Source organism: Synechococcus sp. BS55D, from assembly GCF_004332415.1.
Lineage (GTDB): Bacteria > Cyanobacteriota > Cyanobacteriia > PCC-6307 > Cyanobiaceae > Synechococcus_C.
The window spans coordinates 36,172-60,562 of the sequence record NZ_PHQT01000003.1; the positions used below are offsets into that span (position 1 = coordinate 36,172).

Annotated in this window: 36 protein-coding genes and 1 tRNA gene; 3 read left to right on the forward strand and 34 right to left on the reverse strand. The window is 63.1% G+C overall.

The window, feature by feature from the left end:
- Positions 1–242: 242 nt before the first annotated feature.
- The 3 genes from CWE16_RS06910 to CWE16_RS06920 form a co-directional block, all read right to left on the reverse strand.
- Entirely contained in the window at positions 243–3,383 is a 3,141-nt protein-coding gene (locus CWE16_RS06910; protein WP_131594200.1) for an efflux RND transporter permease subunit, read from the reverse strand.
- 122 nt (positions 3,384–3,505) lie between these two features.
- On the reverse strand, positions 3,506–3,997 hold the full coding sequence (locus CWE16_RS06915; RefSeq protein ID WP_131454746.1) for a photosystem I reaction center subunit XI: 492 nt from the start codon (positions 3,995–3,997) through the stop codon (positions 3,506–3,508).
- A 42-nt stretch (positions 3,998–4,039) separates the two neighbouring features.
- On the reverse strand, positions 4,040–4,156 hold the full coding sequence (locus CWE16_RS06920) for a photosystem I reaction center subunit VIII (RefSeq protein ID WP_131454745.1): 117 nt from the start codon (positions 4,154–4,156) through the stop codon (positions 4,040–4,042).
- Between the two features lie 100 nt (positions 4,157–4,256).
- Here CWE16_RS06920 and CWE16_RS06925 point away from each other — a divergent pair, with 100 nt between their 5' ends.
- Positions 4,257–4,724 (forward strand): HEAT repeat domain-containing protein, encoded by a 468-nt coding sequence (locus CWE16_RS06925; protein ID WP_131594202.1) that lies wholly within the window; start codon positions 4,257–4,259, stop codon positions 4,722–4,724.
- Here the strand turns inward: CWE16_RS06925 and CWE16_RS06930 are convergent.
- Together CWE16_RS06930 and CWE16_RS06935 are read right to left on the reverse strand one after the other, a co-directional pair.
- Complete coding sequence (locus tag CWE16_RS06930; protein ID WP_131454743.1) at positions 4,682–5,686, reverse strand: glycosyltransferase family 2 protein; 1,005 nt, start codon at positions 5,684–5,686, stop codon at positions 4,682–4,684. The genes CWE16_RS06925 and CWE16_RS06930 overlap by 43 nt on opposite strands.
- 53 nt (positions 5,687–5,739) lie before the next feature.
- On the reverse strand, positions 5,740–6,480 hold the full coding sequence (locus CWE16_RS06935; RefSeq protein ID WP_131594204.1) for a C40 family peptidase: 741 nt from the start codon (positions 6,478–6,480) through the stop codon (positions 5,740–5,742).
- 18 nt (positions 6,481–6,498) lie between these two features.
- Between CWE16_RS06935 and CWE16_RS06940 the strand changes: the two genes are divergently transcribed.
- Positions 6,499–7,395 (forward strand): serine hydrolase, encoded by an 897-nt coding sequence (locus tag CWE16_RS06940; protein ID WP_131594206.1) that lies wholly within the window; start codon positions 6,499–6,501, stop codon positions 7,393–7,395.
- 5 nt (positions 7,396–7,400) lie between these two features.
- On the opposite strand, the gene CWE16_RS06945 is transcribed toward CWE16_RS06940, so the two are convergent.
- Both CWE16_RS06945 and alr read right to left on the reverse strand, forming a co-directional pair.
- Positions 7,401–7,489, reverse strand: a tRNA-Ser gene (locus CWE16_RS06945).
- Positions 7,490–7,528: 39 nt separating this feature from the next.
- Positions 7,529–8,680: an alanine racemase gene (gene alr, locus CWE16_RS06950; protein WP_131594208.1), complete on the reverse strand. Its 1,152-nt coding sequence runs from the start codon at positions 8,678–8,680 to the stop codon at positions 7,529–7,531.
- Between the two features lie 71 nt (positions 8,681–8,751).
- Between alr and CWE16_RS06955 the strand changes: the two genes are divergently transcribed.
- Positions 8,752–9,252, forward strand: coding sequence for an HNH endonuclease (locus CWE16_RS06955; protein ID WP_131594210.1), 501 nt, complete (start codon positions 8,752–8,754; stop codon positions 9,250–9,252).
- 3 nt (positions 9,253–9,255) lie between these two features.
- On the opposite strand, the gene prfA is transcribed toward CWE16_RS06955, so the two are convergent.
- The 27 genes from prfA to rplB all read right to left on the reverse strand — a co-directional run bounded on the left by prfA (position 9,256) and on the right by rplB (position 24,388).
- On the reverse strand, positions 9,256–10,353 hold the full coding sequence (gene prfA / locus CWE16_RS06960) for a peptide chain release factor 1 (RefSeq protein ID WP_131594212.1): 1,098 nt from the start codon (positions 10,351–10,353) through the stop codon (positions 9,256–9,258).
- A 105-nt stretch (positions 10,354–10,458) separates the two neighbouring features.
- Entirely contained in the window at positions 10,459–10,752 is a 294-nt protein-coding gene (rpmE, locus tag CWE16_RS06965) for a 50S ribosomal protein L31 (RefSeq protein WP_131594213.1), read from the reverse strand.
- An 8-nt stretch (positions 10,753–10,760) separates the two neighbouring features.
- Positions 10,761–11,165, reverse strand: a complete 405-nt coding sequence (rpsI, locus tag CWE16_RS06970) for a 30S ribosomal protein S9 (RefSeq protein WP_131594215.1) — start codon at positions 11,163–11,165, stop codon at positions 10,761–10,763.
- Complete coding sequence (gene rplM, locus CWE16_RS06975) at positions 11,162–11,614, reverse strand: 50S ribosomal protein L13 (protein WP_131454735.1); 453 nt, start codon at positions 11,612–11,614, stop codon at positions 11,162–11,164. The genes rpsI and rplM overlap by 4 nt, the downstream gene beginning before the upstream one ends.
- 204 nt (positions 11,615–11,818) lie before the next feature.
- On the reverse strand, positions 11,819–12,718 hold the full coding sequence (gene truA / locus CWE16_RS06980; RefSeq protein WP_131594217.1) for a tRNA pseudouridine(38-40) synthase TruA: 900 nt from the start codon (positions 12,716–12,718) through the stop codon (positions 11,819–11,821).
- Positions 12,719–12,732: 14 nt separating this feature from the next.
- Positions 12,733–13,083 (reverse strand): 50S ribosomal protein L17, encoded by a 351-nt coding sequence (rplQ, locus tag CWE16_RS06985; protein ID WP_131454733.1) that lies wholly within the window; start codon positions 13,081–13,083, stop codon positions 12,733–12,735.
- Positions 13,084–13,117: 34 nt separating this feature from the next.
- Positions 13,118–14,056: a DNA-directed RNA polymerase subunit alpha gene (locus CWE16_RS06990; protein ID WP_131454732.1), complete on the reverse strand. Its 939-nt coding sequence runs from the start codon at positions 14,054–14,056 to the stop codon at positions 13,118–13,120.
- Positions 14,057–14,103: 47 nt separating this feature from the next.
- A complete protein-coding gene (gene rpsK, locus CWE16_RS06995; RefSeq protein ID WP_006854807.1) occupies positions 14,104–14,496 on the reverse strand; it encodes a 30S ribosomal protein S11 in 393 nt (130 codons plus the stop codon).
- Positions 14,497–14,573: 77 nt separating this feature from the next.
- Positions 14,574–14,939, reverse strand: a complete 366-nt coding sequence (gene rpsM, locus CWE16_RS07000) for a 30S ribosomal protein S13 (protein ID WP_131454731.1) — start codon at positions 14,937–14,939, stop codon at positions 14,574–14,576.
- Between the two features lie 107 nt (positions 14,940–15,046).
- Complete coding sequence (gene rpmJ, locus CWE16_RS07005; protein WP_006173336.1) at positions 15,047–15,160, reverse strand: 50S ribosomal protein L36; 114 nt, start codon at positions 15,158–15,160, stop codon at positions 15,047–15,049.
- Positions 15,161–15,211: 51 nt separating this feature from the next.
- Positions 15,212–15,769 (reverse strand): adenylate kinase, encoded by a 558-nt coding sequence (locus CWE16_RS07010; protein ID WP_131594219.1) that lies wholly within the window; start codon positions 15,767–15,769, stop codon positions 15,212–15,214.
- A gap of 101 nt (positions 15,770–15,870) precedes the next feature.
- Positions 15,871–17,190, reverse strand: coding sequence for a preprotein translocase subunit SecY (gene secY / locus CWE16_RS07015; protein WP_131594221.1), 1,320 nt, complete (start codon positions 17,188–17,190; stop codon positions 15,871–15,873).
- A 103-nt stretch (positions 17,191–17,293) separates the two neighbouring features.
- Positions 17,294–17,746 (reverse strand): 50S ribosomal protein L15, encoded by a 453-nt coding sequence (rplO, locus tag CWE16_RS07020; protein ID WP_131454728.1) that lies wholly within the window; start codon positions 17,744–17,746, stop codon positions 17,294–17,296.
- A 6-nt stretch (positions 17,747–17,752) separates the two neighbouring features.
- The gene (gene rpsE, locus CWE16_RS07025) at positions 17,753–18,400 is read right to left on the reverse strand and encodes a 30S ribosomal protein S5 (protein ID WP_131454727.1); all 648 of its coding nucleotides are present in this window, start codon (positions 18,398–18,400) and stop codon (positions 17,753–17,755) included.
- 13 nt (positions 18,401–18,413) lie between these two features.
- The gene (rplR, locus tag CWE16_RS07030) at positions 18,414–18,782 is read right to left on the reverse strand and encodes a 50S ribosomal protein L18 (RefSeq protein ID WP_131454726.1); all 369 of its coding nucleotides are present in this window, start codon (positions 18,780–18,782) and stop codon (positions 18,414–18,416) included.
- Positions 18,783–18,815: 33 nt separating this feature from the next.
- On the reverse strand, positions 18,816–19,355 hold the full coding sequence (gene rplF, locus CWE16_RS07035; protein ID WP_131594222.1) for a 50S ribosomal protein L6: 540 nt from the start codon (positions 19,353–19,355) through the stop codon (positions 18,816–18,818).
- 15 nt (positions 19,356–19,370) lie between these two features.
- Positions 19,371–19,772 carry a 30S ribosomal protein S8 gene (gene rpsH / locus CWE16_RS07040; RefSeq protein ID WP_131594224.1) on the reverse strand — a complete coding sequence of 134 codons (402 nt, stop codon included), beginning with the start codon at positions 19,770–19,772 and terminating at the stop codon, positions 19,371–19,373.
- A gap of 19 nt (positions 19,773–19,791) precedes the next feature.
- Positions 19,792–20,331: a 50S ribosomal protein L5 gene (gene rplE / locus CWE16_RS07045; RefSeq protein ID WP_131454723.1), complete on the reverse strand. Its 540-nt coding sequence runs from the start codon at positions 20,329–20,331 to the stop codon at positions 19,792–19,794.
- 49 nt (positions 20,332–20,380) lie between these two features.
- Positions 20,381–20,737 (reverse strand): 50S ribosomal protein L24, encoded by a 357-nt coding sequence (rplX, locus tag CWE16_RS07050; RefSeq protein ID WP_131594226.1) that lies wholly within the window; start codon positions 20,735–20,737, stop codon positions 20,381–20,383.
- 1 nt (position 20,738) lies between these two features.
- Positions 20,739–21,104, reverse strand: a complete 366-nt coding sequence (gene rplN / locus CWE16_RS07055) for a 50S ribosomal protein L14 (protein WP_131454721.1) — start codon at positions 21,102–21,104, stop codon at positions 20,739–20,741.
- Complete coding sequence (gene rpsQ, locus CWE16_RS07060; RefSeq protein ID WP_131454720.1) at positions 21,101–21,367, reverse strand: 30S ribosomal protein S17; 267 nt, start codon at positions 21,365–21,367, stop codon at positions 21,101–21,103. The genes rplN and rpsQ overlap by 4 nt, the downstream gene beginning before the upstream one ends.
- Positions 21,368–21,387: 20 nt before the next feature.
- On the reverse strand, positions 21,388–21,597 hold the full coding sequence (gene rpmC / locus CWE16_RS07065) for a 50S ribosomal protein L29 (protein WP_131454719.1): 210 nt from the start codon (positions 21,595–21,597) through the stop codon (positions 21,388–21,390).
- Positions 21,598–21,599: 2 nt separating this feature from the next.
- Positions 21,600–22,076 carry a 50S ribosomal protein L16 gene (gene rplP, locus CWE16_RS07070; RefSeq protein ID WP_131454718.1) on the reverse strand — a complete coding sequence of 159 codons (477 nt, stop codon included), beginning with the start codon at positions 22,074–22,076 and terminating at the stop codon, positions 21,600–21,602.
- Between the two features lie 16 nt (positions 22,077–22,092).
- Complete coding sequence (rpsC, locus tag CWE16_RS07075) at positions 22,093–22,824, reverse strand: 30S ribosomal protein S3 (protein WP_131454717.1); 732 nt, start codon at positions 22,822–22,824, stop codon at positions 22,093–22,095.
- 19 nt (positions 22,825–22,843) lie between these two features.
- Positions 22,844–23,209 carry a 50S ribosomal protein L22 gene (gene rplV / locus CWE16_RS07080; RefSeq protein WP_131454716.1) on the reverse strand — a complete coding sequence of 122 codons (366 nt, stop codon included), beginning with the start codon at positions 23,207–23,209 and terminating at the stop codon, positions 22,844–22,846.
- A 4-nt stretch (positions 23,210–23,213) separates the two neighbouring features.
- Positions 23,214–23,489 carry a 30S ribosomal protein S19 gene (rpsS, locus tag CWE16_RS07085; RefSeq protein ID WP_006042208.1) on the reverse strand — a complete coding sequence of 92 codons (276 nt, stop codon included), beginning with the start codon at positions 23,487–23,489 and terminating at the stop codon, positions 23,214–23,216.
- 35 nt (positions 23,490–23,524) lie between these two features.
- On the reverse strand, positions 23,525–24,388 hold the full coding sequence (gene rplB / locus CWE16_RS07090) for a 50S ribosomal protein L2 (protein ID WP_131454715.1): 864 nt from the start codon (positions 24,386–24,388) through the stop codon (positions 23,525–23,527).
- Positions 24,389–24,391: the final 3 nt, after the last annotated feature.

Sequence of the window (24,391 nt, forward strand, 5' to 3'; positions counted from 1 at the left end):
TACTGGCTGCCGCTACCACCACGTACAACCTGACCATGCAGATGCTGCCCAGTCAGCGCATCGACCTCGCGCAGGTCAGGCTTGATGAACCGGTTGCTGTCCCATCAAGGGTGGCAAAGGCTCCTGGCGTGAGCTCCGTTGTCCATTCCTCCAGGCCTAAAGAACGCCCGGACGCTGGACCCTGCAGGGTTCCGCCCGGGGGTGGCCCTGCTTTGAATGCCCGCTTTGAGCCCTGCTGAGGATCATCCATCCAACTGCGGAGCAGGCTCCGGCCGCACTCCGCGCCAGCGCTTCAGGAGCAGATACATCGCCGGCACAACAAACAAGGAGAGCAGGGTGGACACGAGCAGGCCACTGAAGACCACCGTGCCGATGCTGAGACGACTGGCGGAGCCAGTGCCACTCGCCAGGAGCAGTGGCAGGAAGCCCGCCAGAGAGGTGACCGCCGTGAGCAGGATCGGTCGCATGCGGTTGATCGCGGCTCCTTCGATCGCATCAAGCAGAGCCATCCCCTGCTCCAGCCGCTGGTTGGCGAATTCCACGATCAGGATGCCGTTCTTGGCAGCCAGGCTCACCAGCACCAGCATTCCCATCTGCCCGTAAACATCGAGGGGCAGTCCGCGCAGCTTGAGGCCGATCAGTGCTCCAAGCAGGGCCATCGGCACCGTGAGCAGGATGATCAACGGATCGAGGAAGCTTTCGTAGAGACCGGCCAGCAGCAGATACACCACCAGAATCCCCAAGCTGAACAGGATCCATGACACGTCTTCTGCCTTGGTTTCCTCCCTGGCTAAGCCCGTGAATGCCAAGCCAAGACTGGTGCCGCCCGTGCGCTCACTGATGTCTTGCAGCAGGTCGATCGCCTGACCGCTACTGACGCCATCGTTTGGAATCGCCGTGATGCTGATGGAGCGGTTCTGGTTGTAGTGGTCGATGCTGTTGGCACCTTCGGCCGGTTTGAGTTGGGCCACGTTGGCGACCGAGACCAGATCCCCTTGGCGATTGCGCACCATCAGGCTGGTGAGATCTCCTGGATCACGGCGGTTGGCTCCATCGAGCTGCAGATAGATCGTGCGGATCTGCCCGCCTTCAAAGGTGTCATCGATGTAGCGGCCGCCGATGGCCGTGCCGATGTCCCGCAGGGTCCGCCCAACGGGTAGGTCGAGCGCTGCCATCTGGCTGCGGTCGATCTCCAGGCGCCAGCGCGGTGAGCTGGCATCGAAGCGGGTGCTCACCCGCTCGAAATCTCCAGTGGCCTCGGCAGCGCGGATGAAGCGCTGGGCCTGCTCCTCAAAGTCCGCCAGGCTGAGCTGGCCGGCGCTGCGATCGAGCAGCTCCAGCTGAAGGCCCGACTCACTACTGAAGCCACGCACTGTGGGGGGGGTGGTGACTACCACGCGGGCATCCTTGATGCGCCGTCGCAGGGCCCTGTTCAGACGTTCCTTCACGGCTTCGCTGCTGTTCTCCGCCCCCGGTCGATCCTTCAGTGGCACCAGCCGCAGATAGAAGGATCCCTTGTCTTCACCACTCTGTCCGAAGGATCGTCCCGCGTAGAAGTTGCCGGTGCGAATCAGCGGCTCGCCAGCCACCACCTGTCGGATCTGTTCCATCACCGCTTCGGTGCGCTCCAGGCTGGCTCCGTCTGGGAGGGTGAAATAGCCACGCACCTGACCCTGGTCTTCATCGGGGATGAAGGCGGTGGGCATCGTCGCGAGCCCAATCCCTGTGATCATCAGGCCCGCCAGCAGCAGGGCGATCACCATGCGTCCCCGGGGGAGCCAGATCGCCAACAGGCGTCCATAGCGCTCCTGCAGGTTGCTCATCCCTCCACGCAGGCTGGCGCTGAGCCGTTTAATCGGACCGGGCAGTCGGCCGCCACCGGGGCCGAGCACCCTGGCGCAGGCCATCGGGGTGAAGGTGAGTGCATTGAAAGTGGAGAACAGGATCGCGCCACTGATCGCCAACGCAATCGGCTGATAGAGGCGGCCGATGGAGCCAGGAATCAGCAGCACCGGCACGAAAACGGCCGCCAGCACCAGCGAGGTGGCGATCACAGCACCGGCAAGTTCTGCCATCGCATCTTCTGCAGCCCCCTGAGGTTCTGCGCCTCTCTCAATGCGACCGGCGATGTCTTCACTCACCACGATCGCGTCATCGACCACGATGCCCGTGGCCAGCACCAGGCCAAAGAGGATCAGGCTGTTGAGGTTGGAACCGCTCAGTTTCACGATCACCAAACTGCCAATCAGGGCCACCGGCACGGCGATCCCAGGGATCATCGCTAGACGCCAGCGGCCAAGAAACAGCACCAGCACCACCAGCACCAGCAGCACCGCATCCCTCAGGGTGTCGGTGGTGCGGTCGAGGTTGGCCTGAACCGTCTCGGCCACATCCACGATCACCTGCATGCTGACCCCTGGGGGGAAGCTCTCCTGCAAACGGGTCAGCTCGGTTTGCACCGCTCGGCTCACCTCAAGAGCATTGGCACCGTCGCGCTGATAGATCCCCACCGCCACGGCACTCTCCCCCTGGAGATTCATGGCGCTGCTTCCGTAATTTTCTTTGCCGAGTTCCACCCGGCCCACATCCTTCAGTCGCACGAGCCCACCGGCGGCTGTGCGTTTCACGACCATGGCCTCGAAGTCAGCCTTGCTGAGCAGTCGGCCTTCCGCATCCACCGGAAGGCTCAACATCTGGCCGGCAGGAGCCGGCGCCTCGCCCAGGCTGCCCAGGGCGGCCAGCACGTTTTGCTCGGCCAGGGCTTCGGTGATGTCGTTGCTCGTGAGGTTGTATTGCTCGAGCTGATCGGGGTTCAGCCACAGGCGGAAGGCCAGTTCGCTGCTACCGAAGACCCGGATATCGCCAACTCCCGGCGTGCTGCGCAGCGACTCACGCAGGGTCTGGTCCAGCCAGCCCCCTACGAAGGTGGGGGCATAAAGATCTTTGGGGGCACTGAAGCCAAGGATCAGCAGGATGTCATCCGACGACCTGCGCACGTTGAGCCCCTGGCGGGTCACGGCCTGCGGCAGTCGACGATTCGCCAGGTTGACCTCGTTCTGAACCTTGATTGCATTGAGCTCCGGGTCTCCCCCTTCAAAGCGCAGAGAGATGCTTGCGCCTCCTTGGCGACTGCTGGAGCTCATGCTCTCGAGCCCCTCCAGCCCGTTGAACTGTTTCTCGAGCACGGCGGTCACGCTCTGCTCCACCACCTCCGGCCCTGCGGCTGGGAAGGTGGCGCTGACACTCACGCGGGTGGGGGCAAGCTGGGGGAGATCCTCCAGTCCAAGACCCACCAGGGCCACCAGGCCGGCCAGCAACACCAACAGGCTGCACACGATCGTGAAGACAGGCCGGCGCAGAAACGGCTGTGAAATAGACCGCAAGGCAGCACCTGCTGCAGAAGCGCAACGATCTTGACAGCGAAAAGCCCCTGATGGAGGCGAAGAGCTCCATCAGGGGCAATCAAGGAATGAACAGGAATGACTGGAAAGTCAGACTGGTCTGATCAGCTGACGCTCCAGACGCCACCAGCGATGTTGACCAGGGGGGCAACGATGGCCGTGCCAGCCAGGAACCAGGCGAAGGCGGCACCGCCGCAACCACCCAGCCAGAAGCCGCTGGCGAACTCAGCCCAGCCGGCCTTCGTGAACAGATCGGCAGGCGGGTTGTCGATGGTCGCGTCGGCAGGCTGCACATTGGGGCCATTGCCGGCGGTGCCGTAGATCGACAGGCAGACGGTCAGGATCGAGACCAGACCGATGGCAGCCAGCAGACCTGCGGTGGCGGCGTAGTCGGTGTTGCGCAGGGGGCCGCAGACGGCGAAGGGGCCGTAGAGGAAGAAGCCATGGGCCATGCCCACTTCCAGGCCACGGCGGTTGGGGGACAGGGCCGGACGGTAGGCGGGCAGCGCGTTGAGGAAGGCCTTGGCGAAATAGCTGCTGTTCACCGGGGTGGCCAGGTTGCCGACGGTGGGATCGGCGACGGGGGTCACAGTCATGGGAGGAATCGGAATGACGGTTTGGGAAGCGAGCGGTGCGACTCAGTCGCGAGCTTCGATCACGTTGAAGAGCAGTGCCATGGCCACAGCCGGGCCCATGATTCCCACCAGGGGCACGAACACGGAGGGCATCCAGGCGGCGACGAAATCTCCAGTCATGGCGACGGCCTAAGCCAAAAAGGTCCGCCGTTACTGTAGGGATCGCTTTTCTTAGCGCCCGCCGCCGGCTTTCGCGGCGACATAAAAGTTCAATCCCCCGATGTCTCAGTTCTTTGCTGGTGGCGCTGCCATCGTTCTCGCGCTTCTGCTCTGGGGAATGGGCCGTCGGCCCCGCAAGACCCTGTTGCGAAGCACCGACGCGGCTGCCGTCGCCGCCCTTAATCGCGCTCAGGTGGAGCTTGTGCAACAGGCGCAGGCTGAGCTGGAGCCGGTGGGCCTCGATGGTGAGCCTTGGTCGCCGCCATCCACAACGGCGGAACGTCTGACCCTGGAAACCGAGCTACGCCGCCTGATGTCCGGTGACCCGGAGCAGCGGTTGGAGGCGGTGCGCCTTGCGGCCCTGTGGGGGCACAGTGCAGGACTGCCTGTGTTGCGGCGAGGGCTTCGCGATCCCGATCCCCGCATCGTGGAAGCGGCTGCAGCGGCGATGGAGCGCCACCGCGGCGCTCCAGGGCGCCGCAGCGTTCAGCTGGCGCGCCCACCGCGCAACGTGGCCCGGATGCGATAGATCGGCCGACCCTGGCTTTCGTGATACGTGCGGATCAGCAGCTCTGCCAGCAGGCCGAAGCAGAACAGCTGCACGCCCGTGAGCCCCAGCACCACCGCGAGGGTGAGCAGGGGGCGGTTGCCAATGTCCGCACCCATCAGCTTGATGGCCAGAAGGTAGGCGCTGGCCACAAGGCTGGCGGCGATCGCCACCAGGCCACCGAAGCCGAACACATACATCGGTCGGGTGAGGAATCGCTTCATGAACCACACCGTCAGCAGGTCCATCAGCACGCGGAAGGTGCGGTCGATTCCGTATTTGCTGCTTCCGTACTGACGGGCGCGGTGGTTGACCTTCACTTCTGTGATCCGGGCGCCTTCAATGAAGGCGAGGGCGGGCAGGAAGCGGTGCAGCTCGCCATACAGACGCATGTCGCTGAGCACTTCGCGGCGATAGGCCTTGAGGGAGCAGCCGTAGTCATGCAGGCGCACGCCTGTGACCCGCCCGATCAGGCGATTGGCGATCTTCGAAGGCAGCTTGCGTTGCAGTGCTGCATCTTGGCGCTGATGCCGCCAGCCGCTCACCAGGTCGAAGCCCTCGCGCAGGGTGGCGAGCAGCAGCGGGATATCGGCGGGATCGTTCTGGAGATCACCATCCAGACTCACGATCACCTCGCCGCGTGCCACGTCGAAGCCGGCCGCCATCGCTGCTGTTTGGCCATAGTTTTTGCGCAGCAGCACCCCCACCAGCTCTGGAATCTCCAGGCTCAGATCCTCCAGAACCTGGGCCGTGCCATCGCTGGATCCATCGTTGACCAGCACCAGCTCGAAGCGTTCGCCTGTGGGGCGTAGGGCCGTGAGCAGCTGCTCCACCAGCTCGGGCAGGCTTTCCTCTTCGTTGTAGAGAGGCACCACCACCGAGAGATCGAGCGGAGCCTCGCCCGCATCGAGGGCAGTGGCTGAGGGTGCGGCGCTGAGGGACATCCCGGTGCGGTTCGGTGGGGGCAACCTAGATCGGGCTGCTATGGCAGAGGCTGCTACGGCAATGAGGTTCCGTCATGGCAGCGATGCACGCGGCCGGCCCCGCGCAGTTCCGCCCGGTAATGGCAGGCGACCGGGTGCTGATCACGGGGATGAATGCAGTCGCTGCCGATTCCGTTGCGGCCATGTTGCTGTCCTGAGCTGTGCCAGTAATGGCCTCCACCCCTGTGAATTCCCACATGGGTGCAGCGCTGAGGTGTGCCGAAGAACAGCAGGTCCCCGGGGCGCAGCAGACTGTCATCCCCGGGGCGCACGGCGACTGGCATGCAGAACCGCTCCTGCTGATAGGCGTCCCGTGGCAGCCAAATTCCGGTGCTTGCAAAGGCCGTTTGCACTAACCCTGAGCAGTCAAGATCTGGCCCGACCGTGCCACCCCAGAGATAGACATTCGGCCTTGCGGCAGCAGCGGCGATCCAGCTGAGCACTGCCGGCAGCCGGTGGACGATCGCCTTCTCATCGAGCAGTGCCGGTCTCCATGGGGCGCTGCTGCGGGCCTGGCCGACGATCTCTGTCAGTGCCATCCAGCAGGGATAGCCATCCTCCAGCAGCACAATGCGCAAGCGCCCAGGGTGGGCCTGTTCTGGGCTGTCCACCACCCGGAATCGGCGGCCCGCCGCTGCTTGGGTCGCCAGACCATTGCCCGCAGCACGGGCGTAACCGTTAACGCTTCGCGTCAGTTGCCAGACGCTTCCTGCTTGGAGCAGTTCAGGGGCGAGTGGGGTGCCTAGGGTCGGCATGGTTCAGCGGCCAGCTTCATGGCGTTCTACCGTCCCGACCCGGCGATGCAGGAGCATCTGTCCTCCCTGTTGCGCCGACTGGAGTCGGAGGGACGGCCTGGGCTCACTGAGCAGGTGGCCATCACGTGGGTGCGCTACGACCAGCAGGCTCCGGCTGCCGGCACTGGCCTCGGAGCGGCCTGGGCGGATCAGCGTCTCCTCTATCCCGCCAGTGTGGTGAAGCTGTTTTATGCGGTGGCGGCTGAGGATTGGCTGCAGCGCGATCTCCTTGTGGACAACGACGAATTGCGTCGGGCTCTGCGGGACATGATCGTGGACTCCGGCAACGACGCCACCGGTCTGGTCGTGGATCTGCTCACGGCGACCACCAGCGGCCCCACCTTGCGGGGGCAGGCCTGGAGCCAATGGCAGCAGCAGCGGCAGTTGGTCAACACCTGGCTGCAGACGATCGGATGGCCTGAGCTGGAACGCATCAACTGTTGCCAGAAAACCTGGAATGAAGGGCCCTATGGCCGCGAACGTGACTTCTACGGGGTCATGAATGACAATCGCAATGCCCTCAGCACTGCCGCTACGGCCAGGGTGCTCGAGGCTGTGATGACCGATGCGCTGCTGTCCCCTCCGGCCAGCCGTCGTTTACGCGATCTGCTGGAGCGTTCCCTCGATCTGGCCCAACGGGCCGCCGATCCTGAGAATCAGGTGGATGGATTCCTGGGGGAAGGGCTGCCTGCAGAGAGCAGGGTCTGGAGCAAGGCCGGCTGGATGAGTCAGGCCCGTCACGATGCCGCCTGGTGGAGCTTGCCTGATGCCTCACCGTCCCTCTTGGTGGTGTTCAGCGACGGCCAGGAGCGGGCGCAGGACACAGCACTGCTCCCTGCTCTGGCAAGAGAGCTCGCAGCATTTGCGATCGATTAAGTCAACGGAGAGGGAGGGATTCGAACCCTCGACAGAAGTTGCCTCCTGTAACTCCTTAGCAGGGAGCCGCTTTCAACCACTCAGCCACCTCTCCAGCGGCTTGCCCACCTTACCAAGGAGTGGGCCCAGAAGGTCAGATCACCACCCTTGGCAGACGGTGTTTGAAACCGCACAGCACCTCCCAGGGGATGGAGCCGCTTTGCTCACTCCAATCACGGGGGGTGATCCTCTCAGCACCGTCTTGGCCCAGCAAGGTCACCACGCTGCCGGCTTCCAGCTGGGGATGGTCGGTGGCATCGAGGATCAGTTGATCCATGGTGATCGCTCCAACCTGGGGTAGACGCCGACCCTGGTGCAGGGCGGCGATCCGACCCGAGAGCGCTCGGCTCACGCCATCGGCGTAGCCAATCGCCACCACGGCCAGTCGGCTGGGGCGCTGGGTGATGAAGCGATGCCCGTAGCTGACCCCAACGCCGGCGGACACCTGGCGAATCAAGGTCACGCGTGCTTTGACGGCCATGGCCGGCTCCAGGGCTATGGCTCCATCCAGATGCGGGCTTGGGCAATGGCCATAGAGCGCCAGGCCAACGCGGACAAGGTCGTGATGGAGAGCCTGGCTGCGCAGCGTCCCGGCCGAGTTGGCGAGATGACGCAAGGGGCCGCCGGCGGGCAGGTGTTGCAGAACCGATTCAAACCGTTGTTGCTGCAGGGCTGTGACCCGGTCACCCTCGCCTTCAGGCTCGCCATCGGCGAGGGCCAGGTGGCTGTAAACCCCGCTGAGTTGGATCTGATCCAGCTGCCCAATCGCCGCTGCCAGCCGTGGCCCTTCTTCCCAGTCGCAACCCAGGCGCGTCATCCCCGTGTCCAGTTTCAGCTGGACACGGAAAGGACGCCCACTGCCACTGGCGAGGTTTTGGCAGAGCAGCGCTTCGCGCATGCTGCTCAGGGTTGGCATCAGTTGCCAATGCAGGCAGGCCCGCAGCTCCTCCGGTTGGGTGAGGTTTCCCAGCACCAGAACGGGCTGATCCAGTCCGGCCTTCCTGAGTTCGATCCCTTCCTGCAGCGTGGCCACACCGAGCTGGCTGGCGCCGCCCACTACGGCCGCACGGGCCACGGTGACGGCTCCATGGCCATAGCCATCGGCCTTCACGACCGCCATCAGCGCGCAGGATGGCAGCAGCAGGCCGCGAAGGGACCGGGCATTGGCTTCGATGGCCGCTGGTGATACCTCCAGCCAGGCCCTCTGACGGGGATCGGGCGCTTCCGTGTCCCGCAGGGGCGTCATTGGCTCGGTCGTGAAGGACACCTTGACAGGGGTTGGATGCCGATAGCATGCCGCTTAATCAGGGGGCTGGCATGGGCCAGGTTCTCGTTCTCAATGCGTCCTACGAGCCGCTGAATATCACCACCTGGCGTCGGGCCATGGTGATGTTGCTCAAAGGAAAGGCCGAGGGCCTGGAACATGATCCTGACCACTGCGTGCGTGCCGATCTGCTGGTGCCGACGGTCATTCGGTTGCGCCAGTTCGTGCGCGTTCCGTTCCGTCAGTTGCCGCTGACCCGCCGCAACCTGTTTCAGCGCGACAACCACTGCTGCCAATACTGCGGAAGCCGTGGCGATCAGCTTTCGATCGACCATGTTCTGCCCCGCAGTCGTGGTGGGGACGACACCTGGGAGAACGTGACCACCGCCTGTTTGCGCTGCAATGTGCGCAAGGGAAACCGCACTCCTCAGGAGGCGAACATGCCCCTGCGCCGGGTGCCGCGTCGGCCCTTGAGCAGCCTCAGCTTTGAGGCCACCCGTCAGATTGATTCAGGCCGTCGCAGCGAGTGGGCCAAATATGTGATCGGGGCCTGAGTCTCAGGCGTCCGTGTCGTCACTGAGGGCCTCGAGCTTGGCGCGCTGTTCCTCAGCGATGCAGGCGCCGATCACATCTTCTAACTGACCCTCCAGCACCGGATCAAGACTGAAATTGCGCCCCAGCCTGTGGTCGGTCACTCGGTTGTCTTTGGCGTTGTAGGTGCGAATTTTTTCGCTGCGATCGCCTGTCCCCACCTGAGCCCTGCGGGCTGAGCTCTCCTTTGCGTTCGCTTCTGCCAGCTGTCGCTCGTAAAGCTTGGCGCGCAGGATCTCCATGGCCCGTTCCCTGTTCTGAAGCTGGGAGCGTTCCTGGGTGCAGAACACCCTGATCCCAGTCGGTTTATGGAGCAGGTCCACGGCCGTTTCCACCTTGTTGACGTTCTGGCCGCCCGCTCCCCCTGAGCGCGCTGTGCTGATCTCAAGTTCGGTGGGATCGATCTGCACCTCCACCGGGTCCGCCTCTGGCATCACGGCCACAGTGGCGGTGGACGTGTGGACACGGCCCTGGGATTCGGTGGCGGGCACCCGCTGCACGCGATGGACCCCAGCTTCGAATTTCAGTTGGCTGAACACCGCATCCCCCTTGACCGAGAGGATGAGTTCCCGATAGCCGCCGAGATCGGCGATGTTGGCGCTGACCGGTTGCACGGACCACTGCCGGCGGCTGCCATAGCGCTCATACATCCGAGCCAGATCGCCTGCCCAGAGGCAGGCCTCATCGCCGCCGGCACCGGCGCGAATCTCCAGCATCACGCTGCGTTCATCCCGTGGATCGCGGGGAAGCAACGCCAGGGTGACCCGTCTGACCAGTTCGTCATGGCGGTCCTGGAGGGCCTGCAGCTCCTGCTGAGCGAGCTCCTCCATGGCGGTATCGCCGCGGCTGTCCCGCAAGAGCGCACGGGTCTGATCGAGCTCCACCTCGATCTGATTCAGGCTCGCGTAATCCTGCACCAGGGGTTCCAGTCGCGCGCGCTCCCTGGCGATCGTCTCCAGGCGTTTGGGATCTGCAGCCACATCTGGATCCGCCAGCTGACGCTCCAGGGTTCGGAAGCTGGTGCTGGCGGCTTCCAAGCGGCTGATCAGGGTTGAGCTGTCCATCCCCTCAGGCAGGCGGTGATCAAAAGACCCCCGACCTCAGACGCTTGTCCGGGGCCGGGGGTGGTAAGTGCAGGTGTCATCAGACCCTGGACAGGGAGGCCTTGTTCAGGCGTCGGCAGCAGCTTCTTCCTTGCTGGCAGCATCGGATTTGGAGCTGTCAGCGGCTTTCTTTTCGCCAGCAGCCTGTCCGGCGCCACCCATGCCGTATTTGCGCATGAAGCGGTCCACGCGGCCCTCGGTGTCGAGGATCTTCTGGGTTCCAGTGAAGAAGGGATGATTGCCGCTCCAGACGTCGACGTGAATCTCCGGCTGGGTGGAGCCAGTGGTCATGACCACCTCTCCATTGCAGATCACCTTGGCGTCGGGATACCAGGTGGGATGAATTTCGGGCTTGGGCATGACAGGGATCAGCGCTTGGAGAACTGAGGAGCCTTGCGGGCTTTCTTGAGGCCGTACTTGCGACGTTCCTTGGCACGGGGGTCGCGGCTGAGGTGACCTTCAACTTTGAGCGGCTTGCGGTTGTCCGCCGACAGCTCGCAGAGGGCTCGGGCTGCACCCTGCTTGATGGCGTCGGCCTGACCGGTGAGGCCACCACCACGGACATTCACCAGCACGTCATAGTCGGCGGTGAGGCCGAGGGTCTGCAGAGGAGCCTTGACGGCGGCGATGTAGGCCGGGTTGTAGTTCAGATAATTGTCACCCGGGCGACCATTGATGGTGATCGTGCCGTTGCCGGGGACCAGGCGGACGCGGGCCACGGAGGTCTTGCGGCGACCAGTGCCCCAGTAGACGACGGAATTAGAGGTGCTCATTGGGCGGAAGCGGCGGGATCGAGCGCGAGGGGCTTGGGCTGCTGAGCAGCATGGGGATGCTCGCTGCCTTTGTAGACCTTGAGCTTGCGGAACAGCTGGCGGCCCAGAGCGTTGTGGGGAAGCATGCCCTTGATGGCTTTCTCCACGATGCGCTCAGGCAGGCGCTCCTGCAGGTGAGCGAAGGTTTCAACCTTCATGCCGCCCGGACGTCCGGAGTGACGGCGATACAGCTTCTGCTGGGGCTTGTTACCGCTGACACGCACCTTGTCGGCATTGATGACGACCACAAAATCGCCAGTGTCGAGGTGTGGGGTGTAGCAGGCCTTGGTCTTGCCGCGCAGGACAGATGCCACCTCGGTGGCGAGTCGGCCGAGGGTCTGATTCTCAGCGTCCACCAGGTACCACTGGCGTTCGATCGAATCGATGGAGGGAACGGATGTCTTGTTCATCACGCCGGCATGCCGGTTCGGGTATGCCCCACCTGAGCTGGCGGAGCTGGGCAGATGGGATCAGATTGCGTCACCGCCCTCTGATCCGAGCTCAAACAAAGAGCTTACCTCGTCGTGGATTCCTCCCTGGAACAGGGCTGATTGCTGATGAGGTGGCGGGCCGTTCTGGCCGGTGCAGTGAACGAACACTGCCTCCGGAATGGTTCAGTGGCGTTCTGGCATGGAAGGAGGATCCGGTGGCGGATCACTCGATGCCAGAAAATACCGCGGTTGGCAATCGTACCACCCACCCTCACTGAAGATTGCCTCGGTATAGCCAGCTCGCAGCAGGCAGAGGCCCTGGGGTGGCGCGGCCTCCTTGACTTCGTGGCGACGCCGTTCCCGCCAGCGTTGTTCGAAGGCGGAAGGGCTGAGTCGATGTTCTCCCACTGCCACGAGTTGTGCGGTGAGCAGTCGCACCATTCCATAGAGAAAACCACTGGCCTGGATGTCCATGACCACCAGGTCCCCTTGCCGTTCCAGGTTCACATCCTGAATCGTGGTGCGGGCATGGGCGCGGCGGCTGCCGGCACGCATGAAGGCTGAAAAGTCATGCAGTCCCAGCATTCCCTCTAACGCCTGAGCCATCGCGCCCTCGTCGAGGCGCAGCTGGTAGCGGTGCCACGTCCAGGGGCTGAGGAACAGGTTCGGACGGCGCCCGTTGTAGATCGTGTAGCGATAGCGCCGGTAGGTGGCTGAGTGGCAGGCATGCCAGTCCAGAGGGCGTTCCACGGCTTCACGCACGCGGATGCTCTTGGGTAGGCGCCCATTGAGTGCCGGCGCCCAGCGGCTCGCAGGAATCGGTCCGCAGCAGTCGAAATGCACCACCTGGCCAGCGGCGTGAACTCCTGCATCGGTACGACCGGCAGCAACGGCCTGGATCGGGCGGAAGGGATCCAGCTCCGCGATCGCGCTCTCCAGGACCCCTTGCACGCTGGTGCCTTGGCGTTGCCGCTGCCATCCACAAAACAGGGAACCCTCGTACTGCACACTGATGGCAATCCGTTTCCGGATGGGGCCGTCAGAGACAGACGAGGGTTCGACAGTCGAGGATTCGGAGAACAGCGCTGATGTCTGGATCAGACCAATTCGATGATCGCCATCTCGGCGTTGTCACCACGACGGGGCACCGTGCGGGTGATTCGGGTGTAGCCCCCGTTCCGGTCGCCGTAGCGATCCTGAGCCTTGTCGAACAGGGCATGAACGAGTTGCTTATCAAAGATGTAGCCGATGGCGCGGCGGCGGGCTGCGAGGCTGCCGTCCTTGGCCAGCGTGATCATGCGCTCGGCCTCATCACGCAGGGCTTTGGCACGGGCCTTGGTGGTGGTCACACGACCCTCACGAATCAGCTGGGTGGTGAGGCCACGGAGCATGGCCTTGCGCTGGTCAGCCGGACGACCCAGCTGGGGAACTCGACATTGGTGACGCATGGTTCAGGTGCGGAGGTGGGACGAACGGATGGAATCAGGCGCTGGTGCGGCTCTGGGGGATCGAGATGCCGATGCGCTCGAGGGCTTCGATCACCTCATCGGCTGACTTGGAGCCGAAGTTCTTGATCTCAAGCAGGTCTTCGTAACTGAAGCCCATAAGATCGGAGACGGAATTCACCTGGGCACGCTTCAGGCAGTTGTAGGCCCGAACCGAGAGGTTGAGTTCCTCGAGGGGGATCTGGGCCTCTGCGGATGGCTCGGGCTCGAGTCCGGGCTCCTCCACCATCGTGACCGTGGCCAGAGGCTGGAAGAGTTCGATCAGCTGGTTGGCCGCCTGAGCAATGGCGTCATCGGGAGTGATCGAACCGTCGGTGACCACCTCCATGCGCACCCGCTCACGAGCAGATCCACCTTCGGCAACGGCCGTTTCATCGATGCTGAAGTTCACCCGTTGTACGGGCATGAACACGGCGTCGATCTGAAGCAGATCGATGGCACTGGTGTCTTCGTTGTGGCGGTCAACGGGGCGATAGCCGATGCCGCGCTCCACATGGACTTCCAGCTCCAGGCTGTGACCATCACTCACCGTTGCGATCGGTCGCTCCGGATCCACCACCTGCACCTGGGAGGAAAACTGCAGGTCACGGGCCTTCACTTCAGCGGGACCAGAGACAACAAGCCGACCGATTTCCAGCTCGCTGGTGCGGCTGTTGACGCTCAGCTGTTTGCAGTTCAGGAGGATGTCGAGAACGTCCTCTCGAACTCCGGGAACGGTGGCGTATTCATGGTTGACGCCGGCAATGCGTACCGCGGTGACGGCGCTGCCTTCCAGGCCTCCCATCAACACCCGACGCAGGGCATTGCCGAGGGTGGTTGCCTGGCCACGCTCCAGGGGACCGATGAGAAATACACCGGTCTGAGCGCGATCATCAGCGATCTGATGCTCGATACGGTCGATCTGGTATTGCAGCACGGTCTGTAGCGGGGAGGAGGGAAGGAAACCTGGGGGCGGAACGTCGATCAGACGCGACGGCGCTTGGAACGGCGGCAGCCGTTGTGGGGAAGCGGCGTGACATCGCGGATCAGGGTGATCTCCAGCCCGGCCACTTGGAGGGCGCGGATGGCGGTTTCACGGCCTGAACCGGGACCACGCACCAGCACCTCGATCTGACGCATGCCCTGCTCGAGAGCACGGCGGGCGGCTGCTTCGGCAGCGGTCTGCGCTGCGAAAGGTGTGCCCTTGCGCGCGCCTTTGAAACCGCTCGCTCCAGCCGACGACCAGGAGATGACCTCGCCGGTGGTGTCGGTGATCGAAACGATCGTGTTGTTGAAGGTGCTTTGGATGTGTGCAACGCCGTTCGGGACGTTGCGCTTGGCCTTCTTGGGGCCTGATTTTTTGGCGGGTTTGGCCATGGGCTGGGGCCTGGAGGCGAATAGGGGGAGATGTCAGGGGCGGGCGGTCGGTGACGACGGGCGTCAGCGGCTTCGCCTCACTTCTTCTTGCCAGCGACAGTTTTGCGCGCGCCACGGCGGGTGCGGGCATTCGTGCGAGTGCGCTGGCCGCGCACAGGAAGACTCATGCGGTGGCGACGGCCACGGACGCAGCCGATGTCCTGCAGGCGCTTAAGGGCCATGCCCTCCTGACGCCTCAGATCACCTTCGATTGTGTAGGCCTCGGTGGCGCCGCGCAGTTTCTGCACATCGCCATCCTCCAGATCCTTGACGCGGATGTCAGGGTTGACACCGGTCTTGGACAGGATGGTCCGGGCCCGGGTGGGGCCAATTCCATAGATGTAGGTGAGGGCGACTTCGATCCGCTTGTCGCGGGGAATGTCGACGCCAGCAATCCTTGCCACTGAGCAATCAATCGAAGGGGGGACGGGGGCCGACGGTGTCGGCAGTTGAGGCGATGGCCTGAGGGGCTCTGCTGTCAGAGCTGAACCTCAGGTCCGGCAGCTGGGGATCAGCCCTGGCGCTGCTTGTGCTTGGGGTTGGTGCAGATGACCATGACCCGGCCGTGGCGGCGAATCACACGGCACTTGTCGCACATTTTCTTGACCGAGGCGCGCACCTTCATGGGGTGTGGCTCTCCAAAATTCCAAACAGCTAACCTATCACAGCGGGTCTATCAAGACCCTTGAAGCGCTTGTTCGATCCGCTCGGTGATCGCCTCGACGCTGCCCTGGGCCTCGACCGAGAGCAGTAAGCCCTGCTGGCGGTAGTAATCAATCAATGGAGCGGTCTTCTCGCGATAGACCTCGAGTCTGTGGCGGATCACGTCTTCAGTGTCGTCAGCGCGGCCGCGGGCGAGCATTCGTTCAATGAGCACCGCGTCATCGAGCTCCAGAAGCACTACGGCTTCGAGGGGTTGCTTGAGGCTGTCGAGCAGTGGTGCCAGGGCCTCGGCCTGAACAACGGTGCGAGGAAAACCGTCAAGCAGCCAGCCCCCGCCATCAAGGCTGCCGAGCTGGGCCTTGACGATGGCGAGCACCAGGGTGTCGCTGACCAGTTCTCCGGTGTTCATGACCGCTTCGGCTTCCTTGCCCAGGTCGCTGCCGGCGGCTACTTCGGAACGGAGCAGATCTCCGGTGGAGAGGTGCTTCATGCCGTGGCTTGCGGAGAGGCGTGCGGCCTGGGTTCCCTTGCCGGCGCCCGGGGGGCCGAGGAAGAGGAGGCGGTTCTTCATGGCTGTAGTCGTGGGAAGAGGAGGATCAGGGAATCGGGGGTATGTCAGGCAAAAGCACGTTGCCGTGCTCATTGCGTGTTTTTTGCGTATCGAAAACGTGCCTATTGCCGCACAAGTCCTTCGTAGCGCTGGGAGATCACGTAGGTCTGAACTTGCTTGGCGGTGTCAATCGCCACGCCGACCAGAATCAGGAGCGAGGTGGCACCCAGGCCCTGGAAGGTCGTGACTCCTGTGGCTCGCTCCACCGCGGAAGGGATGATCGCCACCGCACCAAGGAAGAGGCCCCCCAGCAAGGTGAGTCGGTTTTGCACCCCAGAGAGATAGGTCGCCGTGGCACTGCCTGGTCGCACCCCTGGAATCGCCACGCCACCCTTTTTGAGATTGGAGGCGATATCGCTCGGATTCACGGTGAGCGAAGCGTAGAAATAGGCAAATCCCAGGATCAATGCGAAGAAGAGCAGGGCATAGGGCCAGGGATTCGGTGCGCCAGGGCTGAGGGCGCTGGAGGCGCGGATCAGCAGCGGATTCTTGGTGAAATTGGCGATGGTGATCGGCAAGAAGATCAGTGCCGAGGCAAAGATGATGGGCATCACGCCACCGGCATTGAGCTTCAGAGGCAAATAGCTCTGACGACTGGGCAAAAGGGCGGTGCCGCCCACCTGGCGCTTGGCGCTCACAATCGGCAGTCGTCGGGCGCCCTCCTGCACGAAAATGATGCCCACGATCGTGACCAGGAACACCAGCACCAGAACAATGATGCCCAGGACATCATTGCGGTCTCCGGTCTGAGCCTTTTCGATCGTGGCCCCGAGCGCCTGCGGCAGGGTGGCCACGATGTTCAGGAAAATCACAAGCGAGGCGCCCTGACCGATGCCCCGTTCGGTGATGACCTCACTGATCCACATCACCACCATCGATCCCGTGACCAGTGCTAGCGCGGTTTGAGCCACGAACACCGTCTCGCTGAGACCTTCCACTGCGTACTGGCGCAGGATCATCGCGAAGACGATGCTCTGCAGCAGTCCCCAGCCCAGAGCCACATAGCGGGTGATCTGGGCGATTTTGCGTCGCCCGGCCTCGCCCTCATTCTTCTGAAGGTCCTCGAGTTGCGGCAGCGCCGCTGTCAGCAACTGAAGGATGATCGAGGCATTGATAAAAGGCAGGATCCCTAGGGCGAAGACGCCCAGGGTGGAGATGCCTCCTCCGGTGAAGATGTCGAGGAAGCCGATCAGTTGGCCGCCTTGCTTCAGGAAGTCCTGGAAGGCCACCCGGTCGATGCCGGGCATGGGGATGTAAATCCCAAGGCGCACGAGCATCAACAGACCGAGGGTGGTGAGCACTCGACCGCGCAACTCTTTGTTCTGCACCAGCTGGGTGATCACCTCTCCGGCGCTGGGATTGCGACCCCGACTGACGAGCATGGATGAATGGAAATGAAAGGGCTTGATGCCAAAAAGCCGTCCGCAGACCAGGGGACTGCGGACGGCTCAGACCTTAGATCTGCACTGGCGGATCCGTGAGGATTCAGTCGAGCAGTTCGCAGCTGCCGCCAGCGGCTTCAATCTTGGTGCGGGCGGAGGCGGTGAAGGCCGCAGCCTGAACGGTGAGTTTCACCTTCAGCTCACCATTGCCAAGGATCTTGAGCGGATGCTTGGGGCTGGTCACAACCCCTTCCTTGACTAGGGAGTCGAGGTTGACGGTGCTGCCGGCCTTGAGCTCATTGAGGGCAGACACGTTCACCACAGTGAAGAACTTTGGGTTCACCAGTGGGAAGTGCTTGAGCTTCGGTACCCGGCGGTAAAGGGGCATCTGGCCACCCTCGAAGCCGGGGCGGGTGGGTCGGCCGGAACGTGACTTCTGGCCGCGCATGCCGAAGCCGCAGCTGGCGCCCTGGCCGGCGGCGATGCCGCGACCCTTGCGCAGTTTGCGGCGTCGGGCGCCGGCGTTGGCCTTGAGATTGTCGAGTCGGAGAGTCATGGGGAATCAGGAGTAGATCTGCTCGAGGGAGATCCCCCGTTCCTTGGCGGTCTCCTTGTGGGTGCGGAGAGCCTCGAGGGCCACCATGGCAGCCCGCGCATTGTTGAGGGGAGTCTTGCTGCCCAGGCGCTTGGCAAGCACGTTCTTGATGCCGGCCAGTTCCAGCACGGTGCGGATCGAACCGCCCGCGATCACACCCGTACCAGGAGCGGCGGGGCGGATCAGCACGCTGGCGGCGCCATCGCGACCATTGGACAGGGTGGGAATGGAGTTGTGGCGGGTCAGAGGCACCTTCACCAGATGCTTCTTGCCATCGGCCACGCCCTTGCGAACAGCACCGATCACATCGCCGGCCTTGCCGACACCCACGCCGACCTGACCTTTCTCGTTGCCGACAACGACGATGGCTCGGAAGCTCATTTTCTTACCGCCCTTGACGGTCTTGGACACGCGGCGGATTTGCACCACGCGCTCCTGCCATTCGGAGTCACGCTCCTGGTTGCGGCGGTCGCCACGGCGTCCACCACCACGGCGATCACCGCGGTCGCGGTCGCCACGGCCCCGGCGCTGCTCCTGCTGCCCTTCGGCGGCTGCAGGTACATCGGATGCTGCCGGGATGTCGTTGGGGTTGGTCTGGGTGTTGGGTTCGGTCATGGTGAGAGCAGGGTCAGAATTGCAGGCCCGCTTCCCGGGCGGCATCGGCAAGGGCTTTCACCCGTCCGTGGTACAGGTTGCCGCCGCGATCGAAGACCACCTGTTGGATCCCCTTGGCGAGGGCGCGTTTGGCCACCAGTTCGCCAACGGCGACGGAGGCATCGCAGCTTCCAGCGTTGGCTTTGAGACTGGTGCGCAGGTCCTTGTCGACGGTAGAGGCTGAGCAAAGGGTGCTCTGGGCCTCGTCGTCGATGACCTGGGCGTAAATGTGGTTGTTGGAGCGGAAAATTGCCAGCCGGGGACGCTCGGCGGAGCCGCTGATTTGGCGACGCAGGCGCCGGTGGCGCTTCTGGGTCTGTTGTTTGCGGGAAAGAGTCGACATGGTGGGAAATGCGGAAGGGGGTCTGGCAGGGGGTTACTTCTTGCCCGACTTGCCGGCCTTGCGCAGGATGCGCTCGCCCGCATATTTGATGCCCTTGCCCTTGTAGGGCTCAGGTGGGCGGATGGCGCGGATCTTGGCGGCTTCATTGCCCACCAATTCCTTGTCGGTTCCGGAGACGGTGACGTTGGTGTTGTTCTCCACCGCAAAGGTGATTCCGTCGGGAGGAATCATCTCAACGGGGTGGCTGTAACCGGCACTTACGACAAGGTTCTTGCCTTTCACCTGGGCTCGGTTGCCCACACCGACGATTTCCAGCTTCTTGCTGAATCCGGTGCTGACACCTTCGACCATGTTGGCCACCAGGGTGCGGCAGAGACCGTGACGCTCACGGGAGCGGCGCTTGTCGCTGCTGGGAGCCACCACCAGAGTGTTCTCCACCTGGCTAATGGTCACACCCTCAGGGAGGGTGCGCTTCAGTTCGCCCTTCGGGCCCTTCACGGTGACCGCGAGACCATCGAGGCTCACGCTCACCTTGTCGGGGATGGGGATGGGGGATTTACCGATACGAGACATGGTTCTGGCTCCGGATCAATAGACGTAGCAGAGCACTTCACCACCGACGCCCTGCTTGCGGGCATCGCGGTCGCTCATTACACCCTTGGATGTGGAGATGATCGCCACTCCAAGACCGCCCAACACTTTGGGGAGGCCACGGGTGTTCTTGTAGATGCGCAGGCCCGGCTTGCTTACACGCTGCATGGAGCGAATGGTGGGCTGACGGTGCTTGCCGCTGTACTTGAGTTCGAGCACAAGGTGCGCCTGCACGCCTTCGCCTTCTTCGCTGATTTCAGCGATGAAGCCTTCCTGCTGCAGCACCTTGGCGATGCTGCGGGACATCCGAGAGGCGGGAACTTTGGTGGTCTGATGACGTTTCTCACTCGCATTGCGGATGCGGGTGAGCATGTCGGAAATAGGGTCGTGGTTGGCCATAGTGGTTTCCGAGGGGGGCTCAGTTGCTGCGGAATGGCATTCCCATCTCGCGGAGGAGGGCCCGGCCCTCTTCATCCGTGCGGGCAGTGGTCACGATGGTGATGTCCATGCCCCTGATGGCGTCGATCTTGTCGAAGGAGATCTCAGGGAAGATGATCTGTTCCCTCACCCCCAGGGTGTAGTTGCCACGGCCGTCAAAGCTCTTGGGGCTCACACCGCGGAAATCGCGGATGCGGGGCAGAGCCAGATTGATCAGGCGCTCCAGGAAGGCATACATGCGGTCTCCACGAAGGGTGACGGCACAGCCGATTGGCATGCCCTGACGGATCTTGAAGCCGGCGATGGCCTTCTTGGCACGGGTCACCACAACCTTCTGGCCGGTGATCTGCGCCAGTTCCGTCACGGAGGCCTCAAGGGACTTCGCGTTCTGGGCGGCTTCGCCGAGACCCCGGTTGACGGTGACTTTCACCACCTTGGGGACTTCGTGGATGTTGGAGAGACTCAGGTCTTTCAGCAATTTGGGCTGAATGGTCTCCCTGTAGCGCTGTTTGAGTGACATGGCTGGGGGATGAGGACTTCTGGACTTGGTCAGAAGACGGGCCGGGTGATCAATCGATCACTTCGCCGGTTTTCTTGAGGCGGCGCTTCTTGGTGCCGTCTTTTTCGATCACCACTTCAACGCGGCTGGCGACCTTCTTTTCGGTGGAGTAGAGCATCACGTTGGAGGCATGCAGTGAGGCCTCTTCCGTGACGATCCGACCGCTTTCACCTTCCTGGGTGGGCTTGACGTGGCGGGTGCGCTGATTGATGCCCTGCACGATCACGCGGTTCTCGTTTGGCAGGGTGCGCAGCACCTCACCGGTCTTGCCCTTGTCTTTGCCGGTGATCACCTGAACGGTGTCACCTTTGCGCAGACGCATCTTGATGCGCTCGCTCGTGCTGGTTTTGGGAGTTGCGGTTGCCATCTCAGATCACCTCCGGAGCAAGGGAGACGATTTTGGTGAAGTTGCGCTCGCGCAATTCCCGGGCAACCGGTCCGAAGACGCGAGTGCCCCGCGGATTGTTGTCCGCGTTGATGATCACGGCCGCGTTGTCGTCGAAGCGGATCGAGTTACCCGTGTCGCGACGGAGGGTGTGCCTGGTGCGGACCACCACAGCCTTGACCACATCGGACTTCTTCACGCCCATGTTGGGCATGGCGTCTTTGACAGCGGCCACGATCACATCACCGACATGGGCGTAGCGACGGTTGCTGCCCAGCACGCGGATGCACTGGATGCGCTTGGCGCCGCTGTTATCAGCGACGGTCAAATAGGTTTCCTGCTGAATCATTTCGCGGCCTCCTCAGCCTTGGCGCTGTGGCTGAGCACTTCGGCGACTGCCCAGCGTTTGTGACGGCTCAGTGGGCGGGTTTCGGTGATCCGAACCCGGTCGCCGACGCGGCAGCTGTTGTCCTCGTCGTGGGCTTTGTAGCGAGTGGTGCGGCTGACCGTCTTCTGGTAGATGGGATGAGGGAAGCGGTTCTCCACCGCAACCACCACCGTTTTGTCCATCTTGTCGCTGACGACGGTGCCGACCCTTTCCTTGGTTGCCATGTCTGGTTCTCCTTAGGGGGTCAGGAAGCGGCGGAGCGCTGACGCTCCGCTTGCACCGTCAGCAGCTGGGCCAGCTTGATGCGGCTTTGCTTGAAGCGGTGCGTATTGCTCAGCTGCCGGGTGGCTTGCTGAAAGCGCAGATCAAACAGTTCGCGGCGAAGGCCGTCGATCTGCTCGTTGATGTCTGCGTCGGTGAGCTGGCGCAGCTCGGAAGCATTGGGGCGTGCCATGGTCAGGCCTCCACGGTTGCGGTGGACGCTGCCTTGGCATCGCTGCCAGCGGCGGCTTTCTCCTGGTCGTCCAGGGAGATGAACTTGGTTTTCACGGGCAGCTTGTACTGCGCCAGGCGCATGGCCTCCCGTGCGATCTCGGGGGTGATTTCGGCACCGCCCATCTCGAAGAGCACCCGCCCCGGCTTGATCACGGCCACCCAGAATTCTGGGTTGCCCTTACCGGAACCCATACGGGTTTCAGCGGGGCGCATCGTGATCGGTTTGTCGGGGAAGATCCGGATCCAGATCTTGCCGCCACGTTTGACGTGACGGGTCATGGCACGACGGCTGGCCTCGATCTGGCGCGAGGTGATCCAGCCACACTCCTGTGCCTGCAGCGCGAACTGACCAAAGGCAATGGTGTTGCCTCGGGTGGCGATGCCGCGCATGCGGCCGCGCTGCTGCTTACGGAATTTGACGCGTTTTGGACTCAGCATGGTTCAGGCCTCCTGTTCAACCCTCGTTAGAGCGGTCTTCGAACTGTTGGGGCCTGCGACCGGCCCGACGCCGTGGGGTTGCCCCCACAGGCAGTTGCTGCCGGGCCTCGTCGCCCAGCACTTCGCCTTTGAACACCCACACCTTGATGCCCAGCACCCCGTAGGTGGTGCTGGCCACTTTGGTGGCGTAATCGATGTCGGCGCGGAGGGTGTGCAGGGGCACACGTCCTTCACGCGTCCATTCGGTTCGGGCGATCTCGGCGCCATTGAGGCGGCCGCTCACCTGGATCTTCAGGCCGAGCACACCAGCCCGCTGGGCCCGTTGCACGGCCATGCGGATGGTGCGTCGGAACGCCACGCGCTTCTCGAGTTGCTGGGCGATGTACTCGGCCAGCAGGAAGGCATCAGCGTCGACACGCTCGACTTCAACCACGTTGATCCGTACCTGACGGCTCAGATCTCCGACGGTCTTTTGAATGCCACTACGCAGCTCTTCAATGCCGCTGCCCTGGCGGCCGACCAGCACGCCGGGGCGTGCTGTCTTGAGTTCAACCTCAAGCTGGTCGGCCTTTCGAGCGATCAGCACATCGCTGATGCCGGCAGCGCCGTATTTCTTGTGGATGAACTTGCGGATCCGATCGTCTTCTTGGAGAAGAGTCGGATAGCTCTTGCTGGAGGCGTACCAGCGGGACCGGTGCTCCTGGGTGATCCCCAGGCGTAAGCCGGTTGGATGGATTTTGTGTCCCATCAGTCGGTGTGCTCGGGGGTCAGGAGTCGGTCTGAGCTGCCACAGCAATGCTGATGTGGCAGGTCTGCTTCTTGATCGCGTAGGCGCGACCTTGGGCGCGGGGCCGATACCGCTTCATGGCAGGGCCCATGTCGGCACTGGCCTGGGAGATCACCAGGGAGGAGGGATCAAGGCCCAGGTTGTGCTCGGCATTGGCCACAGCCGACCGAAGCACCTTGGTGATCGGGCCGGTGGAGCGATAGGGCATGAACTCGAGCATGATCAGCGCGTCGCGATAACTGCGGCCGCGGATCTGGTCGAGGACACGGCGCACCTTGGACACAGAGCCGCGGATGAAGCGACCGTGTGCCCGGGCGGTGGTGGCCGTTGGGGATGACGTGGTCATGGTCTCAGCGGCCTCCTTTCTTGTCTTTGATGTGGCCCTTGAAGGTGCGGGTGGGGGCGAATTCGCCCAGCTTGTGACCCACCATCTGCTCGGTCACAAAGACCGGCACGTGGGTCTTGCCGTTGTGAACGGCAATGGTGTGGCCGATCATCATCGGCAGGATGGTGGAGGCCCGAGACCACGTCTTGATCACCGACTTGTCGTCGGCGGCGTTTTGCTTTTCAACCTTGCGCAGCAGGCTGTCAGCAATGAAAGGGCCTTTTTTAAGTGAACGTCCCATGGCGGATTAGGCGAACGACAGATCGGTGAACAACATCAGGAGTCGCGTCCGCCACGGCTCCGCTTGGACGTCTTACGACGCTTGCGGAGGACGAACTTGTTACTCGGCTTGTTCCGCTTGCGGGTCTTGAGACCCAGGGCCGGCTTACCCCAAGGGGTGACAGGACCGGAGCGGCCGATCGGTGCCCGACCCTCACCACCACCGTGGGGGTGGTCGCAGGGGTTCATGACACTGCCGCGGACCTGAGGACGACGTCCCAGCCAGCGACGGCGACCTGCCTTGCCCAGGCTGGTGTTGCGGATCTCGGAGTTGCCCACTTCGCCGAGGGTGGCGTAGCACTCACGTCGGACCAGGCGCACCTCGGTGGAGGGCAGTTTGAGGGCGACATAGTCGCCTTCTTTGGCCATCACCTGGGCACTGGCACCAGCGGTTCTCACCATCTGGCCACCACGACCGGCATAGAGCTCGACGCAGTGAACACTGGAGCCCAGGGGAATGGCCGAGAGCGGCATTGCGTTGCCGTCCTCGATCGGTGCCTCAGGTCCCGAGACCACGGTCTGGCCGACCGTCACACCGGCCGGAGCCAGGATGTAGCGCTTCTCACCATCGGCATAGAAGAGCAGGGCCAGCCGCGCATTGCGGTGGGGGTCGTAATGGATGGCGGCCACCTTGGCGGGCACGCCGTGCTTGTTGCGGCGGAAATCCACAACGCGATACAGACGCTTGTGGCCACCACCGCGATGGCGGCAGGTGATCACACCGCGGTTGTTGCGTCCCTTGCGACGGTGCTTGGCCACCACAAGGGAACGTTCCGGCTTGCGGCCGGTGACCTCACTGAAGTCGGTGACCACCCGGGTGCGGGTACCGGGGGTGTAGGGGCGGAAAGTACGAATTGCCATGAC